A 19,521-nucleotide genomic window follows, 5' to 3' on the forward strand; every position below is an offset into this window, starting at 1 on the left:
TACAGTCAGGCAAAATTGTTGCCGGATCAATATAATCTGCGCAGTATCGTGTTTCCGAGACAATTCAACAAGAGTCATGCCGTGCTGCCTACGCCGGTTTCTGCACCCCGGACACGGATGCCTATTCTGGGGTGTCCCCTGTCACTTCTCTCTCCGCATCAGGCCGCACGGCAGATCGTGCTCTGGGCACAGAGCAACCAGAAACGCCCTGCGCTTGTGCTGTTCAGAGATGTGCACAGCCTGCTTGCCGGGCGGGATATACAGGACATACGCCAACTGGAACACGTGGCCGATCTGGTCCTGCCTGATGGCATGCCCTTGGTCTGGATCGCCCGCACACGGGGATATTCCTCAGCCCGGCGCGCCTATGGGCCGGATATCATGCACATTCTGTGTTCTCTCAAAACGCAGATCCCCCTCAGACATGCTTTTCTGGGTGGAGCACCGGGTGTTGCAGAAAAGATTGCCGCATCCTTTCCGGACCTGCCTGTCGCCGGCATGCTGGCACCCAATATTACGGATGGGTCACGCTTGGATTTGGGGCTGGTCCAAAGGCTGAATGCCATGAACGCTGACCTGTTGTGGGTTGGCCTGGGAACGCCAAAACAAGATTTATGGATTGCGACCCATCACCCTTACCTGAATGCGAAGGTGATCCTGGGAGTTGGTACCGCATTCAATTTTCTGGCTGGCACAGTACGCCAGGCACCACGCTTTTTGCACCCACTCGGGCTGGAATGGCTGTGGCGGATGGCCATGGAACCAAGACGCCTGATACCCCGCTATGTCAAAACCATACCGCGGTTCAGCTGGCTGGCCTTTCGGGAACTCTGTTCAATACAGCGCCGATAAACTTCCAGCAACGGATCTACACTGGTGAACAAGGATCGCGCACGTCGATACCCCTCAGCCCCAACTGCCACATACTCAATCAAGGCCCTCTGAATTGCCGTTGTCAGAGCATCTGGGTCCCCGGGCGGAACGAGGAAACCTGTAGGGCCAAGAACCTCGGGCAGCCCTCCGATAGCCGAAGCAACAACGGCAGCACCAGCAGCCATGCCTTCCAGTGCCGTACGCCCGAAAGGCTCTGGCCAGAGGGAGGGAACCACAACAACCTGTGCCTTCTCTATTGCACGATAGATGTCGGCAACCGGTACATGCCCATAGACCTTGATCCGGTCACAAGCCCGAGCCTGCGCTTCCATCGGCCCTGTCCCATAGATACTGACAGGAACAGAGGGATCAAGCGCCCGAACAGCCTGCAGAAAAACACCAACACCCTTCTCGGGTGACAAGCGCCCTGCATACACAACTCCGCTGCGCTGTGCGGGGGGACAGGGAACCAGATCCGGCGCACTATTCGGCACCACAACAGCTTTGCTGCGATCAAGGACCGGGGCCAGAATATCGCGCAAAAAAGCCGAGGGCGTAACAAAAGCAGAAACCTGGCCCCAAGTCTTGCGCTGCCAACGCACCATGTACGCAGACAACAAAGTCTGCATTCGGCTGTTACGCCAGCAACCATGATAAATCCCCGGAACAGGGGAATCACGACACGCCACACACAAGCCTTCGCCCCGCCACAATGTTGCAGATGGACACAGCAGACGGGCATTACGCAGATGCTGGACAACAGGGATTCCACGATGAAAAGCAGCATGGTGTACAGCCGTTGTCGCTGCCGGAAAGAAATTCTGGACGTGCAACAGATCAAATGAACCCTGCTCCAGCATACGGGCGACACGATGCCCCCATACGCCGGGCCACACAGTTCCGCCACGCCCCAGGGCAGGTGCAATCATCTGCGTAACCTGAACACCGGCAGAGCGCAAACGTGTGGCTTCAAGCTCAACCGAAACATCCTCGCCTCCCGCAAGGCGATAGCGGGCATGAAACATCAAAACACGCATGGCAACACCGTATCCTGGAGCTGTGCATGCAAAACCGGTAACAGAGACTTCATGATCATGCGGGGCACGAGCTGCGACAAACAGGCATGATCACCGCGCCAACAAACTCTTGCCGGTGCACCAGGCAAACCGCAGGGTTGACACTCTGGTCCCAGACGCAGGACAGGAACACCGGGAGGATCCCAAGTCCGTGCCGTCGGGCCGGCAATACCGACAACCGGTACACCCAGCGCGGCGGCCAGATGCAGCGGGCCACTGTGCACACTGACCACAGCCCGGGCACCGGCTATCCCGGATAGAAAGTCACCAAGGGAACGCCCATCCTCAACACCTCGACGGACAAGCCAGGGGAATCCCGTCGCAGCTTCCAGATACGGAGCAAGCCGATGCATGACATCCCATTCCTGCAAGGACGTGGCAGCTCGTACATGAAGCTCTCCGTAGGCAGTTGTGCCTTCCACGCGCCCGGGCAAACGGGCCGAACGCATAACAGGGCACACGCCCCCCATGAAACGGGCCAGGTCATACAGCATGTCATAAACGGGGCGGTGCGGATCAAATGGCAGGCGATGTGTCAGCAGGCATTCTCCCCGGCTGATGCCAGAAGAAAACCCTATACGGCACGGAGAAACACATGCGGCAACACCATGAACCGCCGCTGTTTCATCGTACGACAACAACGCTTTATCTTGACGCCCAACCTGCTTCACCAGTTCGGGAACGCAACGCAAGCCTGCTACACCAGACAGGAAAGCACGTGGCACAGTGACAACACGCACACAACCCAGTACCGGATTCAGGACAGTTGCTCCAATAGGCGATAACAAGACGGTTATATCCAGATCCGGACGATCCTTCTTCAAGGCCAGAAGAACCGGCAACAAGGCCAAGCTGTCCCCTATACCCCCAACCCGGGCAATCAGAACACGGGTCATGTGTGTAACCTGATTCTGGCCAACAAGCGGGCGGCAACGCGATCCGGTGCCCGACGACAAGCCAACCAGCGCCCGACGCGGCCCATACGGCAACAACGATCCGAATTGGCAAGAAGCTGCCGCACGGCACGGGTCATATCGGGAACGGTTTCTGCCACTATCCCTGTTACGCCATTCACAAGCCAACCACCGGCCGCAGCAGAGGGTGTAGCCACCACAGGAACAGCGCAGCACAGGGCTTCCCAACCAACCAAGCCATCGGTTTCATAATCCGAGGGAATCAACACAACCGAAGCCCGCTGGTAAAAAGGAACAACGTCCCGCTGTAATCCGTGAAAAATAACACGATGCCCAACACCGGCACGTTCCGCGAAAGCCATCCAACGCGACACAGGGCCCGCCCCGACAACATCCAGAACCACATCATCCGCCAGCGGAACGATAGCCAGAATGGCCCGGTCAAGGCGCTTGCGGTGCCAGGCTCCACCGACAAACAGAATTCGTGTTGATTCCTTGTTGGGGGGAGATTCTGCGGGAACAAAGCGATACGGATCCGATGCATTCGGCACAACGTGCATCCTGTCCGGAGATATGCCGTGCTTCCGGATCAGATCGCGGGCCAAGGATGTGGACACAGGAAACAGAAAGACAGCCCGGGACGGATGAAGGACACAACGCTCCAGTGTCATGGCGATCCAGTGGCGCCATCGCTCATCAACATAGCGGATACGTCCGGCAAGCCCAGAAACGGCGGCCAAACGTGGATACCAGCGTGATGACAAAAAATGGAGCAAAGCGGCGTCTCCTCCCCCGTACAGGGGACTGTCGAGCAGGACATAGTCCATTCCCCGCCGCAACCAGCGACGGGCTATCCACCAGACAAGCAAGAAAGTCAGAAATCGTAAGGATCCATGCCAGACCGGAAGAGTGGGTAAACGAATCAAGCGTATTCCCGACGGCAAGGTGGCCTTGTCGGCAACAGCCGTAACAACCGTCAGGCGTACTGCTGGATGTGACGCCAAAGCCTGCACCAAGCGCCAGACAGCAACATCTTGCCCTGATCCAAAGGGGCGCAGGGATTGCGTAACCAACATCAGACGCATGGCATAACCGTGCAGCGCCGGTTGACCGCCAAGCCCAGCGCACTCCAGAACAAGGCTGCCAACACAACAGATTTACCCCCCAGGAAGACAGATGCAAGCATCAGCGACCAGGCAAAGGACACCATGCCCTGCCCCAAGGCATCACGTCCCTTGCCACGACTGGCTGATACCAGGATAGCTATCACCAGAACCAGCAGGGCCATTCCTCCGTCTTCGACAAGATCCATGGCCCGGCTGTGATGGTAGACATCTCCCGCATGCGGACTCTGTTCCGGAGCAAACTTGGTCATGGCAGAACCGCTGGCTCCAAACCCATACCCGACAAGGAGGACCCCCGGGTTATGAAGCACCTGATCAAGCCAAGCCACCTGCGCGTGCCAACGTTGCAGATAGGTCCCCGTAACAAAGACCCGCCCCACAAGGCTGTGAGTATGTTCCCACCGAAGGGCAACAGCCTGTATAGCTTCAAGGCTAGGAACGCATACCATCCCGATCAGCAGCAGCACCAGTACACGAACCAGGACAGATCGCAACCGCCCAAGAATACTGCCCAGCATGGCACCAGCCAGCACAACCCATGTAAAGCGCACCATGGTGAGAACCGTACCAGCCGCACACAAAGCAGCCAACCCTGTGCGGACCAGAATCTCGACCACTCCACCAGGTCGGGGACGAGATAAAACCCAGGAAAACGCCATGAAGACACCCATATCCGTTCCGTTGCCAAAAAAGGCATACGGGCGTAACCACCCGGCTTCCAGATTCCCCAGGCCATGAGCGCCCGTCACGCCAACGGCACCACCACGAGCCAGAACGGACCGTCCGGATTCAATCCAGGCCAGATCCAGCATACCCGGCCCGTCCACCATCTGAATACCCCCCCAAACAAGCCCCGCAATGACCAGAAACAGGGGCAAGCCGTAACGTGTTCCGGCTGCTGTTCCACACTGTCGGACCAGAAAATAAAAAATCAGACAACCGTACTCTTCTTTCCAGTGCGCAAAACGCACCATCCATGGGACGCGGGGATCCAGCAGAGCAAGCCCCAAGGTCAGGGCAAGAAGAGCGAAGACCAGATAATCGGTTACACAATCTGCGGGGACAGACCTGCCACTCACCGTTCCCAGAAAGAATACAAGAACAACAAAAACATCGGCCACTATGATCAGGGTGTACCAAGCGAGCTCGCTCTGCCCCAGCCACGGGTCAAGAAACAGAAGACGACGCAAACCATAATTGATGGCCAGTCCTGTCAATGCTGCACTGAAACGGTGTCCTTCACCGCAGGCCGCGTACAACAACAGGCTGCTGTACGCCAAGCCAATCAGCAACACTATCGCCATGGCCATGCCAACACCACCGCGTTTGTAGCGTACGACAACGCCAGAAGAGCAAGGAGGCAAGCGATGCCATAAGGAGCACACAGCGGCAAACCAGCCATGCAGATACCGCCAGCACAGAGGGTTGCCAGAAGAACCCGTGCATTATCCTGCCTGGCACGCACAAAGATACCCGCAGCGGCTGCCAGTGAAGCAGCCACCAGGTAGGTACAAGCCAGAACACCATCTGCCACGCCAATGCCATGGGCTGGCAACAGGACACGCAAGGATCCTGGATCATCTCCGGCGAAACAAAGACCAATGCACCACAGACAGGATAATCCAGACAGGCTCGCTCCAAAGACAAGCGCACGTGCCTTGGCCAATCTTCTCTGTTCTTCACGCACCAGCCGGGCAAGGCGCGGCTGTAGATACCCTCCAAGGAATGCCATGCCTTGCAAGACAGGCATCATCAGAAGCTGAATCCGTCGCCAGTCGCCAGCTCCTTCCGGCCCGTGAAAAGCCGCAACAGCCAGCACAGGCCCTTGCTGCACCACCAAGGCAACAGGCAACGCGAGCACCAGACAAATCCCCTTGCGCATATACCACGCCAACACACTCTTCAGCACACGCACGCGCAAAGGCGAAAAATGGGCCAGACATCCGATGCTCGTTATTGACAGAACCAGGACCAGGTTATGCGGCGTAAGATCACCCGACAGAACAAGAATACAGGTGGCCAGTGGATACAGCCCCACCCAGATCCACACCTTTGGACCTGTGCAGATACCAGCCTGCATAAGGCGGCGGTGCAGAAAAACAGTCGCCAGACCGGGGGAAAGAAAGAAACCGGAAACCGGCAGGGTAAGCCACTGCTTACCTGAAAACCCAACCATCAGGATACCAGGCAAGAATGCAGCAAGACCAAACCAACCGAAGATAGCCTGCAACATGCGTCCATGCGTGCGACCGCACCGCCCGCGCTGGCTGAAGGGATCCAGAAACACAGCGGTTAGAATCGAAACACCCACCCACATTCCCGACAGCAACAGGGCAAACCGCCCATGATCTTCTGGAGAAAGAACAGCAACAGCCAGGACAGACAAGCCAAAGACAATACAGCCACTACAGACATGGAAAAGAATCGACTGCGGAAGAAGGGCTCCATGGCGCGAAAACGCAACGCGCATAACGTGAAATGAATCCAGTAGAAATCTTTTGCGAAAGTTCAAACCGGAATGTTCATGCTTCGTCCATCCATATGAATTCATTGTCTGTTATTCCGGCACACACTGCTTCACCACGCACTATCATTGTGATAACAGAACGGACCATTTTCTACTACAGAGATGTAATGCGTGAGCGGTATTCAGGCAGCAGGACAACACAGGGATGATGGCGCACTCGACACCGTCCTGAGGCTTCTGTGGCGGCGACGGCGCACTGTCATCTCGCCTGCGCTTGCTCTGATGGCAATGACACTTATTGCAGGCGCGATCATGCCGCGGCATTATACCGCAACATCTGTCATCATGCTGGACCGGGGACAGCCGGAAAACGTAACAGGTGTCGCAGGTGTGAATCCTGCCTTGCCGCGCGAACCTGTCTCCATACTTGGGGAGATCGAGGTTCTGCGCTCTCCAGCGATTATCTCTGCCCTGATAAAGGCTGAAGATCTGGAAAACGACCCAGAGTTTGTTCCAGCCCTCGCATTATCAGAATCCACAGCATGGCTGAATGGATTCTTGGCCGCGCTGAAACCAGAACCCGATCCCATACCGTTAGGCGCATCCCCAGCACTGCATGCCGTACGCAAGGCAATATCTATCAACCAAATGAACCGCGCCCTAGTTATCGGCATTTCTGTCAGCACGCGAGAGCCAAGCAAATCAGCACGACTCTCCAATCGCCTGGTCGAGCTGTACCTGGAACATCAACGCCAAGCCAGGACAGAAGCCGTTATGTCGGTATCCAGCTTTCTCAATGATCGTCTGGAAACCCTGCGTCAGGCTGTCAACGACGCCGACGCCAAAGTCACCGCATTCCGGAGTACACATGGCCTTGGCCAGAACGGGGAGATTTCCTTGGCCGCACAGCAGCGCACAGATCTCAACAACCAACTGGTACAGGCCCGTACAACCCGGGTCAGTACGGAAGCGCGCCTGGAACGCCTACGCTTGGCGGCACACCATGATGATCTGGAAAACATGCCTGATGTCCTGCTGTCTCCCACAGTACAGAATCTGAAAGCGCGAGAGGCGGAGCTCAGCCGCACGCTAGCTGATCTCAATGCACGCTATGGAGAGAAACACCCCTATATCCGCGATACTAGGGCACAACTTGAAGATCTGCACCGGCGTATAACCGGCGAAGCTGTTACCATTTTACGCAGCATGGAAAATGAGGCATCGATTGCCCGTATCCGCGAACGCAGCCTGACAGCAGAGCTTCGGGATCTGGAAAACCAACGGCAGACAGAAGGCGAAGCCATGATCCAGCTCAGGGAACTGGAACGGGAAGCCGAAACCAGTCGTGCCCTGTACCAAACGTTTCTGACGCGCATGAAGGAAACCGGCAGCCAGACCGGACTCGACATACCAGACACACGGGTTGTCTCCCGCGCTCCGGTTCCTGATCGTCCCGGCGGCACACCACGCGGTGTGCTGGTTATTGCATCCTTCTTTGTCGGCCTCCTCCCCGGCCTCGTCCTGGCCATTCTGGTCGAACGCTTGGATCGCAGGCTGCGCCACCCACGTGATATCCCCCAGAAGCTTGGCCTTCACCTGTCCGGACTGATGCCCCGCGAAACTGCAGCGCCACGCAATACCGTGCCACCGGGCAGCACAGCCGAAGAATTGCGGGCCCTGATCGCCCGGGTATGGCCAGCCGGTGATGCCCCTGGACCATCGATACTGGGGGTCACATCGACCCTGCCCGGCGAGGGCAAAACAACGCTGGTATACCGTCTTGGTCAGGTCCTTGCACGCAGCGGACGCAAGGTTCTGCTTGTTGACGCCGACCTGCGCCGCCCGGCCCTGACACTGCTGGCAACAGGCAACCCAGTGGATCCGGATCATTCTTCAGCACCAAATCTGATGTCTGTTCTGGCGGGCACACAGTCTCCGGAAAGCAGCATTATCCGCTTGCAACAGAAAAGCCTGTTCCTTTTACCCGGCGCCATTGCCGGGGCCGTGGCTCCTGATCTGCTCGAAGGACCGGGCTTTATGAGCCTTCTCCGTTATATGCAGGACAATTTTGACATCGTACTTCTTGATGCGCCCCCCGTTATGCCGGTCGCAGATGCACGGGTTATGGCGCGCTTTTGCCAAACCATGCTGTTTGCCGTGCGCTGGGAAAGCACACCCAGCGACGCAATCCAGCAAGCCCTGGAATTGCTCGATGCCTCCGGTGCCGGTGTCCCCCTGATGGCTGTTATGACCATGATCGACCTGCGTAAACAGGCAACGTATGGCTATGGTGGGTACCGTAAGCATTATTCCGCCTATCAGGAATACTATGCATACTAGGAAGAACCGCCTTCCTGCCATGATCTATGGGCTGATACTGCTGCTGGGTTCAACGATCATGACGGTGGAATGGATCCTTGTCCTGCCCGGCTACAGCCTGATGGAGGACCTGTCCCGCAATCACTCTGTATCAAAATCACAGGCACGCCTTCTGGCAACTATGCCCGGCCATATTCCCGAGGCAGCGAGACAGCGCGCGGCCGGCCGTGCCCTGCTGGGACAGTGGGATCAGGCACAACAACAGCAGGAACAGTGGCTTGCCCTTTCCCCTGCCGATGCTTATGGATACCTGCGCCTGAGCATCATCGCCCGTATGGCAAAGGATATAGACACATCAACCCGCGCCTTGGAAATGGCTTTTGGAACTGGCCGTCACGAGCGGGAACTCATGCTGCCAAGACTGTTGGAAACCGTAGCCCAGTGGAACAGGCAAGAACATCCTGTACGGGACATGGCAGTGAACGACCTTGCCATGCTATGGCGGTGGGATCGCCCTGGATTGACCCGATCCCTGCCCGTGAACAAGGCCTGGCCCCTGTACAGTCGCGCCTTATCGGGCACTGCGGCCTTTGCGGAAGCGATGGCCCTGCGTTCCACACCCCAAACCAAGTAACAGGGCAACCCATAGACTGTTGGCTGGAATTTGGGGAGCGAAATCAACCAGCCCCTGAACAGCAGCCAGAGCAAGAGCCGAAATCCCAACAGCCGGAGCCGGGTCAGTGCGTACAGCCCGGGCCTGACGCCAACAGATACGCGCCTGGCCAAGAACCACAAAAGCCAGAACCAGCAGGGCTGGTATCCCGATCTCGACCGCCAGCTCCAGATACATGTTGTGAGCCCGGTCCCAATGCTGGACCGTTGCGATATCACGCCAGCTGGTAAAGATATGATCAAAACCACCCCCACCGACACCAGACCACCACTGGTCTGCTATTCCGCGTATAACACAGTCCCACACATGGAAACGGTCAACGTGGTCCAGATCTGTTGCGAGCCAGCGGTCCGTAACAACACGCCCGGACACCAAGATCAGAATCAGAAGAAGGGAAAGCATTCTTGCGCTGTCTTTATGCTGTGGTCGGCGCAACCAGACCAGTACCACCAAGGCAACAACCAAGGCTGCAAACCCGCCACGGCTCCCTGTCATCAACACAGCAACAAAGGGAACGGAAACCATGGCAAACCTGTATAGGCCCGACATACGATCCGCAGATCCCAAAACCACCAGACAAACCAAGCCAAAGAAGCAAGCCGCGGCATTACGGTTTATAAACGGACCTGTCAGCACCCCGGTATAAGCTTCCTTCTCCCACAGGACCAACAACCGTCCCGGCAACAGCGTTTCAAGAAGAATGGAGACAAGAGCCCAGATCAGGCCACCTACAGCCATACCACGCAGCACCCGCACGGCACCGTCAGCTGTATCACGGGCCAAGACAAACCCGAGAAAGAAAACGCCACCAAGAGAAGCCAGACGCAGTGCATGCTCAACCGCCGTCAAAGGCTGCACGGCCAACGGCACCAGAGAACCCATCACAGGGTAGCTTACAACAGCACCAGGCCAGATCGGCAAGGCCTGCAGCAGCATCCACGCCAGAACACCCGAGAAAAGAAATAAGGAATGCTGCAGACGCACCGGGACGTCACGGCGTGCAAGAACTGCCATCATGCCGGCACCGGCGATGATTCCCGGCAAGTGCCAAACCCAGGGACGATTGCTACCAAAAGGAAGCGGTACCCACAGGGCAAGACCCACCAGAACGGATGGCAGCCACACATGCCACCCCGGAGGATGATCAGAAAAATCTCTGGTGAACATGAATGATGTCTCCGGGCTGAACCGGCACCGTCAAGGAAACTCTCCGGATTTTGGCATCATCACGGCGAATGCTGATATCATCCTCGTCCGCGCGGTAGGTAAAGCCACCGCCCAAGGCAACCGCTCCCATAACAGACAGCCCGCTGGCCCATGGATAGGCGCCCGGTTTTTGTACTTCTCCCAGAATGTAGAATGGACGATGGGTTGTGACCTCAAGCGCCACATTGGGTTGACGCAACCACCCGTCTGCCAAACGACTGACCAATGTTTCCTCTGCTTCCTTAAGGCTCAGTCCGCCCAGCGCAACAAACCCGAGCAGAGGCATCGCCAAGCGCCCGTCGCTATCCAGCGAGAATGTCCCGGAAAGATTCTCTTCACCAAAAACCGTTACGCGCACCGTATCGCCCGGCCCCAGACGGAACATATCGGTTGCCGTGACATGAACAGGCATCAGACATATCAGCGCCAAAAGAACGACAAGCCATCGCATTATAAACGTACCCCCACACGCGTGGACAAACGGAGCCGTTGGTAGCTGTACTCCGGCAGAGATGATGCTTGGTCGTCATCCCGGACATTAAGGCTGAGATACCAGTGTGGCCCGAAAGCAAAGCGCGCCTCAGCCTCTATGCTTTGGAGGACATCGCGCCTCTCGCGGCCGAACCAGGACAGCCACGGAGCGGCCTGCCAATCCGATGTCTGACGGGACACGCGCAGACCAATTTCCAGGTTGCGCAACATTTCATGGCTGATACCAAACCTTGCCTCCTTGGACAGGGCACCGGCCCATCCATAAACAGCACCTTCACGGACCATGTGCTCATACAAACCAGACACTGTTGTCAGAGGTGTTGGCGCAAACACAAAGGAGGCCGATCGCACAGATCGGTTTACAGACGGAAAAATGGGGGACAACCAGTGAACCGAGGCACGCCCCGTCGTGATTTCAGCAATCAGGCGTTCGTTGATATCCATCCCGATACCAATGAAGCGCCGCGCTTCACCAAAGCCGAACTCCATGCCATAAGGCTGACGCATGTCATTAATTGAATAGTGGCGATCTTCACCAACGAAAAGATCAAGCTGGTCAATAGGAGAAAACCCGGCACGATAAGAGGTACGCATGTCATACCGGTCCCGGTCATCCTGTTCAAGCAAGCTGCCGTCGAACATTGTACCGTCATGATAATCATCACGCTGCACACTGCCCCCCACCATACTGAAGGCACGCACATGACGGATGAGAGCACGCGCCTCCGCCCGGTATATGTCAACAGCAACGGGCTCAGCCGCAGCACGTGGCCGAGAGGGATCTCCTGGCATCTCATAACGGCGGCGGGCAGACAGTTCGCCAGTCATCCAGGAACGATCCCATGCCCTTCCGGTCAGGGATGTATAGGCACCCGCATTGTAACACGCACCGAAAGAACTGGACACAGGCTGCACATACTCCAGCTCGCCGCCTGTTGTCAGCTGCCAGACATCAGGCCCTGCCCTGACCCTGACATCAACCGACGTCACAAGACTGGCAATACCATCAGCCTGTGAAGAGGAGCGGGACTGCGGATTGCTGTCCCACAACACGGCTTCATGCATACCAAGATCCAGGCGCATACCATGCCCCTCCCACCCCGGAGGCTGGTAAAGGCGCCGGCGTTCATCTGCCTCTTTCGCTGCTGTTGTTATGGCGGGAAGCCCGGAATGAGTCTTAAGGTCACCAATGCCGGCATGTGCCGGTACCAGCACCAACAGCGGCATAACAAAAAGAAAAAAAGCTCGTAGCAACACACGTCTCATGACGGGCTTGGCAAAAGGAAGGAGGGAACATGTGGCGACGGCAACAGAAATAATCTGTGCAGAAGCTCAAACCCCTCGTACGAACGTGATGGAGATGCATCACCACCCATACGAAGGTCATGATCACGCACCATGACCCGGCTTGGATCCGGAATGTCCTGGATGCTGTCTGGTAAGGGATCCAGTGTTGCTTGCCTTATGACAAGCATGACACGGCGCAATGCTGCCATCCCATGTTTCATGGCTTTGTAATCGTCTGGCTGGTCCACCGGAACATCACGCAGGGCATAGACCGTGCCCCATGGACCAGCCTCCACCTTCCCCAAACGGGCAACAATGCGTTGGAGGACACGAACATCCGCATGCGGAGCTGCTGTACGAACTGCGGCCAGAACATCCGCCGTATGACGTCCTTCTGAGGCAGCAAGAGCAGCAGCCAGAACGGCTGCAGCCAAGCGGGCCTGCTGTTCGGGTAAGGCACGCATAACAGCAGCGCTGGAAACAGGAGCTGCCAGCCATGGTGCCAGACGCACAACCAACGCAACCAGGTCAGGCCCCAATTCAGGGGCCTGCTCCGATAATGTCAAGACAGAGTCCAGAACAGCCGTATCATCTCCGGACTCAAGAGCTTTCAGAACCCTCGTGTACCCCGGCACAGGGGCAGAGCGAACCGATTGAACAGGAACGAACAGAAGGGAGACCAAACAAACAGCCTTCCAGAATCCCCTGTAACAAGACACAGCGCACTTGCCCCGGATACGTCACGAAATCCTATTTATACAAAACACTCAACATAATATTCAATCAAAAGAGATAACCTGCATCATAAAACGGTGAGGTCAGAGGCTAACGCACCTCCTGCCCTGCCATAACCTGCTCACGCATGGATCCAAAAACACCAAGCATGCCCAATGATGGAACCGGAGACAGGTATGTACCGACAACAACGGCCACGGCAGAGAAGACGAAACCAGGCACTAGTTCATAAAGGCCGAACAACGGGCCCGGAGCAGCACCGAACCATTCGCCATGGCTCCACGCAATCACGGTTACGGCCCCCGTTAACATCCCGGCCAGAGCCCCATAGCGGGTCATGGAAGGCCACAACAGGGACAAAAGAACAACAGGACCAAAAGCCGCACCAAAACCAGCCCAAGCATAACCAACCAGCCCCAGAACGCGGCTTTGCGGGTCACGGGCAATCAAGATTGCCACAATGGCTACAACCAGGACCATGGCACGCCCGACCCAGACCAGCTCTGCCTGACTGGCATTTTTGCGCACAAACGGCTTGTACAAATCCTCTGTAAGGGCAGAGGAACAAACCAGAAGCTGACAGGACAAGGTACTCATGACGGCTGACAGAATAGCCGACAACAAAACACCTGCTATCCATGGATTGAACAGTACCTGTGACAGCTGGATGAAAACGCGCTCCCGGTTCTCGGTAACAGGGCCGGAAAGGCCTGTATGTTCAGCAAAATAGGCTGACCCGAAGAATCCAACCAGTACCGCACCCACCAGGCACAGGATCATCCAGGTCATACCAATACGCCGGGCTCTGGGAATGGAGCGAACCGAGTCAACGGCCATAAAACGGGCAAGAATGTGGGGCTGCCCCATATAACCCAGTCCCCACCCCAGCAGGGATACAATGCCAACGATGGTCATATTACCAAACATATCGGTAGCTTGCGCATTGACCTGCAGAACCTTGTCAACAGCACTATCCAGCCCGCCAAGCTCTCCGACCACAACAAATGGAACCAGCAGCAGTGCCATGATCATCAAGGATGCCTGAATGGTATCCGTCCAACTGACAGCCAGAAAACCGCCAACCAGCACATAGACGATGGTTGCTGCCGCACCGGCCCAGAGCGCCACTTCGTACGACAGCCCAAATGTTCCTTCAAACAAACGGGCACTGGCGACCATGCCTGATGCACAGTACATCGTGAAAAAGAACAGGATAAGTACAGCAGAGATCACCCGCAGGACGCGACTGTCATCCTCGAAGCGGGCTGTGAAATAATCTGGCAACGTCAGGGCATTGTCCGTCAGCTCTGTGTAAACACGCAGCCGCCCGGCAACAACACCCCAGTTCAGCCAAGCCCCCAGAACCAGCCCAACAACAATCCAGCTTTCTGAAAGCCCAAAGGCAAAAACAGCACCGGGCAGACCCATCAGAAGCCAGCCGCTCATATCCGATGCGCCTGCCGACAGGGCCGTAACAAACGACCCAAGACTGCGCCCACCAAGAATATAATCAGAGAGATTACGTGTATAGCGCCATGCAAAAAAGCCGATGCCAACTGTTAAAAGGAGATAAGCGACAAAAGTCACTGTTGTCGGATTTCCGAGACCCATAATGCACCCTGCTCTGTTGTAAAGCCCCCGGTACATATGTTCCCAAACCCACCAGGCAACACACCGGGACAACAAGGGCCGGGACATAAAAGCCAAGCCACCGGCAAAGACACACCAGGGAAGAGAACAATGTACACACTTTTTTCATTCCCTGAAATCTAGCCCAGGTCATACAATTACGCAATCAAGGGTTCTGATCTTTACGGAACCAAGGCATCCGAAGGCATATCCATGCCATGTGTATGCTGCTATATGTCTTTTTTTCCCCACGCTGCCCTCCTGCCTCTGAAGACGCATCATGACACGTTCAACTCGTTCGAAAACTATTGCTTTTCACAAACCCTATGGCGTGTTGAGTCAGTTTACACCAGAGGTATCAGGGCAAAGGACTCTGGCTGATTTTGGCCTTCCTCCCGGGGTATATGCAGCGGGTCGGTTGGATCAGGACAGTGAAGGCTTGCTGATTCTGTCCTCCGATCGTCGGCTTGTGCATCAGTTGCTGGAACCCAGCCATGCACACCCTCGTATCTATTTGGTACAGGTGGAACGCATTCCGAACGAAGAGGCTCTCACCATGCTCCGTACCGGAACAGATATAAGGGTGGGGAGCCGGATATACCGAACACAACCGGCCACCGTTGAATTGATGCCCGAAGATTTTGATCTGCCGCCAAGAAACCCGCCGGTACGTTACCGCAAATCAGTTCCCACCGCTTGGCTACGCCTGACGTTGACCGAAGGAAAGAACCGACAGGTCCGCCGGATGACCGCCGCAACGGGATTCCCGACCCTGCGCCTGGTACGCGTGCAGATCGGCCATCTTGCACTGGGTGATCTTGAACCCGGACAATGGCACACAGTCCAGGCACAGGACATTCTCGGCACAACACCCGTCCCTCCGGACCAAAAAGTATAAACATATCTTTATACGTTATTGACAGTTGCATCACCTCATACCTATCGTCTTTTGGTCGAGGTTCTTCGGGACAGCACCCGAAGCTAAGAGGGAATCCGGTGCGTTCTCCAAACTAATCCGGAGCTGCCCCCGCAACTGTAGGCGAAGAGTAGGCCGTCGCTACGTGTCACTGGGACTTCACGTTCCGGGAAGGCCAGACGGCCACAAGGACTCGCAAGCCAGGAGACCTGCCCCGACCTATAACGTCCTCGGGCGGGGTGTCCCGGTGGTACGCCTGAGGGTGTACAGGTTGCTCTGTACCAGTCGCCTTTCTGCGTGTCCGCTTTACCTTGCCCCAACACCATGGGGGTCAAGCCGTGACTATTTCTTCTCTTTCTGTAGCAACCCTTGGCATGCCGCGTATCGGTCGGCACAGGGAATTGAAGTTTGCCCTGGAAGACTTCTGGAAAGGCAATATAGCGGAAAGTGCACTTGTACACACCGCAACCAAGCTCAAGGCCAGAAACTGGGCGCGACAGATTGAACAAGGCGCAACCATTCTGCCATCAAATGATTTCTCCCTGTATGACCATGTCCTTGATACCAGCACCATGGTTGGTGCCATACCGGAGCGATATGACTGGAAAGGCGGCCCGCCGGGACTGACAACATACTTTGCCATGGCTCGCGGAACACGTGGCACCGCAGGAAAGGAATGCCACCATGCCTGCAACCCGGCCTATACAGGGGCCGGCATACCAGCCCAGGACATGACAAAGTGGTTTGATACCAACTACCATTACATGGTTCCGGAATTCACACCCGGACAACCCTTCCGTCTTTCATGCCTGAAGGCTGTCAACGAGTATCGGGAAGCACGCCTTCTGGGGTACAGAACACGACCGGTTCTTCTTGGGCCTGTTACATTCCTCAAACTGGGAAAGAGCACCGATCCCATTGTCTCCCCTCTCCGTAATCTTGATTCATTATTGTTAGTGTACATTGATCTTCTGACACGCTTGTCACTTGAAGGAGCGGACTGGATCCAGATCGACGAACCCTGCCTGATTACCGATCTGGATGACGAAGCCCGAACCGCATTGCAAACAACATATCAGGCTTTTGCACGCGCCTTGCCCAATCTGAACATCATGTTAACCACATGGTTTGGCGGACTGGGGGATAATCTTGATCTGGCAACGCTGCTACCCGTAGCAGGGCTGCACCTGGATCTGGTGCGCGCCCCGGAACAGCTGCCTGAGGTCATACGCAGGTCAAGGCGTGAGCAGATCCTGTCACTGGGGGTCATAGACGGACGCAACGTATGGCGCGCCGATCTGGAAGCCATACTGGATCAGCTGGAGCCCGCGGTAAAACAGAAAGGCGCAGAGAACATTCAGCTGGCTCCTTCCTGCTCATTGCTCCACGTGCCGCTGGACATCAGCGTGGAGACCGATATGGACAGCGATATCAAAAGCTGGCTGTCCTTTGCGGATCAGAAGATCCACGAACTGGCGGTTCTGGCAACGGCCCTTGCCCGTGGCAAGGAATCCGTACGTGGTCAGCTGGAGGCTGCATCACTGGCCACCCGTGCCCGCAAGACCTCAGACAAGATACATTGCAAGACCGTCCAGGACAGGGTCAACGGCATAAAGCCACACATGACAAAACGCAAAAGTCCGTACGCTGTGCGGGCATCACAGCAACAGAAAGACCTTGCCCTCCCTCTCTTTCCGACCACGACGATCGGCTCATTTCCTCAAACCGGGAAGGTCAGGCAGGCACGGTCAGCCCATCGCAAAGGAATACTAACAACCGAAGACTATGAGCTCTTCCTGAGGAAGGAAACAGAGCGGGTTGTTCGCTGGCAGGAACAAACGGGACTGGATGTTCTGGTTCACGGCGAGTTTGAACGCAATGACATGGTCCAATATTTCGGGGAGAAACTGTCAGGATTTGCCTTCACGCGGCACGGATGGGTGCAGTCTTATGGCTCCCGTTGCGTCCGCCCCCCCATCCTTTATGGCGATATATCCCGCCCCGAACCCATGACCGTCACATGGTGGTCGTGCGCACAGGCTGTCACATCACGCCCGGTCAAGGGCATGTTGACAGGGCCGGTCACGATCCTGAACTGGTCATTTGTGCGGGACGATATTCCCCGCAGCACGGCTTGTCGCCAGCTGGCGCTGGCTCTGCGGGACGAAGTGCTTGACCTGGAAAAGGCGGGTGCCCGCATTATCCAGATAGACGAAGCTGCCCTGCGTGAAGGGTTGCCACTGCGGCAAACAGAATGGAACGCATATCTGGAATGGGCCGTTGCATGCTTTCATCTGACCTCATCAGGCGTCTCAGACCATACGCAAATACATACCCATATGTGCTATTCAGAATTCAACGACATCATGGAAGCGATCGCGGCCATGGATGCCGATGTTGTATCAATAGAAGCATCCCGATCAGGCATGGACCTTCTTGAGACTTTCAGGACATACCGCTACCCAAACAGCATTGGCCCGGGCGTGTACGATATTCACTCTCCACGCATTCCGGGAACCGATGAAATTGTCGCACGCCTTGCCATGGCACGACAGTATCTGCACGATCGACAGCTGTGGATCAATCCGGACTGCGGCCTGAAAACAAGAGCATGGGATGACATACAGCCTGCCCTGCTCAATATGGTTGCAGCCGCGCGCAAACTTCGCATCAGCCAGAATCAGGAACAGCGAAATGTCCAAAGCGCGTTAAGCACATAGTGCCATACAAGGAGGAAGCCGGTGACCACAACCTGGGCAACCAGATAGGGCCAGAGCAAGACGCCTGACAGAACGGTCATCAGCACTCCGTTCCACAGAAACCCGGTCCCGGCTACCACGAAAAAACGTGGCAATGTCTCGACATGGGGCCGGGTACTGCGGAACACAATGACACGTCCGGCTCCATAATTCGTCAGGGCACCGCACAGAAAACCGGCAACAGATCCAGAAACAGGATCAAAAGACAGAAGTTCGACCAGAACGATCAGAACACAATAGTGCACGACGGTACCAAAACCGCCAGCAACAGCAAACAGCATGAACTGGCGCCAGGACAACACCACAGATCACCGAACGATCACGGGATACTCGGCCGGGCGATCCTGCACAGGCCTCAGGTCCTTGACCACAGCCAAAGGAACCCCGAGACGGCGCACCTCGACAACAACATCCCCATCCATGGCCGCATCACACCCCATCTGGGTCGCCGAGACAAAAAAATCAGCCTGCAGCCAATCGGCAACAACGCGAAATCCCGGCCCAAGAACAGCATCGGCCTGCACGAGTTCAGCACAAACAGCAACCCGGTATTCTCCACCTGTATCACGAGGTAGAGCATACTGTTGCAGCCCGACAAGAGCATCCTTCACGCTGCTTGACCAATAGTCCATCTCCCACCGCCCGACAGCACCGGAAAGCCCCCCGGCAAAAATATTGTAACCCACATATCCGTAGGGATGGATCAGAACCAACGGAACCGCTGACAGCAGAAGAACAGCTCCGAAAGCAGCAAAAAAGAACCTTCTTGCAGCAACAGACGAAACAGCCGCGACACGGGTACAGACCGCATACAAACCAGCTGCAGAGAGAATGACAAGGGGAGGAACCACAAACAGAAAGTGACGAACACCGTTATAAAGCGGCGGGTTTGTTATCAAGGCAAGAAGAACGGGACACGGTACGGGAACCAACCGGCTCCCCATCATGGACTCACGACTCAACGACCAGACGCAAAACCTCGCGGCTACGCTCGTTCAGCTCTGCTATTGGCAGCATGGTTTTCACGGCCTTGCCCGAACCTTTTGCATCG

Annotated in this window: 17 protein-coding genes and 1 riboswitch; of the genes, 5 read left to right on the top strand and 12 right to left on the bottom strand. The window is 56.1% G+C overall.

The window, feature by feature from the left end:
• Positions 1-81 precede the first annotated feature (81 nt).
• Positions 82-852 carry a WecB/TagA/CpsF family glycosyltransferase gene (locus HEQ60_RS05600; RefSeq protein WP_168070353.1) on the top strand — a complete coding sequence of 257 codons (771 nt, stop codon included), beginning with the start codon at positions 82-84 and terminating at the stop codon, positions 850-852.
• Here the strand turns inward: HEQ60_RS05600 and HEQ60_RS05605 are convergent.
• From HEQ60_RS05605 to HEQ60_RS05625, 5 genes are read right to left on the bottom strand one after another with little or no spacing between them, the layout of a single operon-like run.
• Positions 783-1,910: a glycosyltransferase gene (locus HEQ60_RS05605; protein WP_168070356.1), complete on the bottom strand. Its 1,128-nt coding sequence runs from the start codon at positions 1,908-1,910 to the stop codon at positions 783-785. The genes HEQ60_RS05600 and HEQ60_RS05605 overlap by 70 nt on opposite strands.
• On the bottom strand, positions 1,898-2,845 hold the full coding sequence (locus HEQ60_RS05610; protein WP_168070358.1) for a glycosyltransferase family 9 protein: 948 nt from the start codon (positions 2,843-2,845) through the stop codon (positions 1,898-1,900). Before HEQ60_RS05610 ends, HEQ60_RS05605 begins: the two co-directional genes overlap by 13 nt.
• Positions 2,842-3,948: a glycosyltransferase family 4 protein gene (locus HEQ60_RS05615; RefSeq protein ID WP_168070360.1), complete on the bottom strand. Its 1,107-nt coding sequence runs from the start codon at positions 3,946-3,948 to the stop codon at positions 2,842-2,844. Before HEQ60_RS05615 ends, HEQ60_RS05610 begins: the two co-directional genes overlap by 4 nt.
• Entirely contained in the window at positions 3,939-5,291 is a 1,353-nt protein-coding gene (locus HEQ60_RS05620; protein WP_168070362.1) for a hypothetical protein, read from the bottom strand. The genes HEQ60_RS05615 and HEQ60_RS05620 overlap by 10 nt, the downstream gene beginning before the upstream one ends.
• Positions 5,282-6,457 (bottom strand): hypothetical protein, encoded by a 1,176-nt coding sequence (locus tag HEQ60_RS05625; protein ID WP_168070364.1) that lies wholly within the window; start codon positions 6,455-6,457, stop codon positions 5,282-5,284. Before HEQ60_RS05625 ends, HEQ60_RS05620 begins: the two co-directional genes overlap by 10 nt.
• Positions 6,458-6,625: 168 nt before the next feature.
• Between HEQ60_RS05625 and HEQ60_RS10865 the strand changes: the two genes are divergently transcribed.
• Both HEQ60_RS10865 and HEQ60_RS05635 read left to right on the top strand, forming a co-directional pair.
• Positions 6,626-8,794, top strand: coding sequence for a GumC family protein (locus HEQ60_RS10865; RefSeq protein WP_168070368.1), 2,169 nt, complete (start codon positions 6,626-6,628; stop codon positions 8,792-8,794).
• Positions 8,784-9,407 carry a hypothetical protein gene (locus tag HEQ60_RS05635; RefSeq protein ID WP_168070371.1) on the top strand — a complete coding sequence of 208 codons (624 nt, stop codon included), beginning with the start codon at positions 8,784-8,786 and terminating at the stop codon, positions 9,405-9,407. Before HEQ60_RS10865 ends, HEQ60_RS05635 begins: the two co-directional genes overlap by 11 nt.
• On the opposite strand, the gene HEQ60_RS05640 is transcribed toward HEQ60_RS05635, so the two are convergent.
• From HEQ60_RS05640 to putP, 5 genes are all read right to left on the bottom strand, one after another.
• Positions 9,345-10,613: an O-antigen ligase family protein gene (locus HEQ60_RS05640; protein ID WP_168070375.1), complete on the bottom strand. Its 1,269-nt coding sequence runs from the start codon at positions 10,611-10,613 to the stop codon at positions 9,345-9,347. The two genes, HEQ60_RS05635 and HEQ60_RS05640, sit on opposite strands and share 63 nt — an antisense overlap.
• On the bottom strand, positions 10,591-11,064 hold the full coding sequence (locus tag HEQ60_RS05645) for a polysaccharide biosynthesis/export family protein (protein ID WP_245183775.1): 474 nt from the start codon (positions 11,062-11,064) through the stop codon (positions 10,591-10,593). Before HEQ60_RS05645 ends, HEQ60_RS05640 begins: the two co-directional genes overlap by 23 nt.
• A 38-nt stretch (positions 11,065-11,102) precedes the next feature.
• Positions 11,103-12,398: an outer membrane beta-barrel protein gene (locus HEQ60_RS05650; protein WP_168070381.1), complete on the bottom strand. Its 1,296-nt coding sequence runs from the start codon at positions 12,396-12,398 to the stop codon at positions 11,103-11,105.
• A gap of 8 nt (positions 12,399-12,406) precedes the next feature.
• On the bottom strand, positions 12,407-13,114 hold the full coding sequence (locus HEQ60_RS05655; RefSeq protein ID WP_168070384.1) for a hypothetical protein: 708 nt from the start codon (positions 13,112-13,114) through the stop codon (positions 12,407-12,409).
• A gap of 142 nt (positions 13,115-13,256) precedes the next feature.
• A complete protein-coding gene (gene putP, locus HEQ60_RS05660) occupies positions 13,257-14,777 on the bottom strand; it encodes a sodium/proline symporter PutP (protein WP_168070387.1) in 1,521 nt (506 codons plus the stop codon).
• A 298-nt stretch (positions 14,778-15,075) separates the two neighbouring features.
• On the opposite strand from putP, the gene HEQ60_RS05665 reads away from it, so the two are divergent.
• Entirely contained in the window at positions 15,076-15,693 is a 618-nt protein-coding gene (locus HEQ60_RS05665) for a pseudouridine synthase (RefSeq protein ID WP_168070391.1), read from the top strand.
• A 41-nt stretch (positions 15,694-15,734) separates the two neighbouring features.
• A riboswitch (cobalamin riboswitch) is annotated at positions 15,735-15,943 on the top strand.
• A gap of 106 nt (positions 15,944-16,049) precedes the next feature.
• A complete protein-coding gene (gene metE, locus HEQ60_RS05670) occupies positions 16,050-18,431 on the top strand; it encodes a 5-methyltetrahydropteroyltriglutamate--homocysteine S-methyltransferase (RefSeq protein WP_322099296.1) in 2,382 nt (793 codons plus the stop codon).
• Here the strand turns inward: metE and HEQ60_RS05675 are convergent.
• Both HEQ60_RS05675 and HEQ60_RS05680 read right to left on the bottom strand, forming a co-directional pair.
• Positions 18,392-18,751 carry a GtrA family protein gene (locus tag HEQ60_RS05675; protein ID WP_168070393.1) on the bottom strand — a complete coding sequence of 120 codons (360 nt, stop codon included), beginning with the start codon at positions 18,749-18,751 and terminating at the stop codon, positions 18,392-18,394. The genes metE and HEQ60_RS05675 overlap by 40 nt on opposite strands.
• A gap of 27 nt (positions 18,752-18,778) precedes the next feature.
• Entirely contained in the window at positions 18,779-19,417 is a 639-nt protein-coding gene (locus HEQ60_RS05680) for a hypothetical protein (protein ID WP_168070395.1), read from the bottom strand.
• Between the last annotated feature and the right edge of the window lie 104 nt (positions 19,418-19,521).

It is taken from the genome of Haematospirillum sp. H1815 (assembly GCF_012102705.1).
Classification (GTDB): domain Bacteria; phylum Pseudomonadota; class Alphaproteobacteria; order Rhodospirillales; family Rhodospirillaceae; genus Haematospirillum.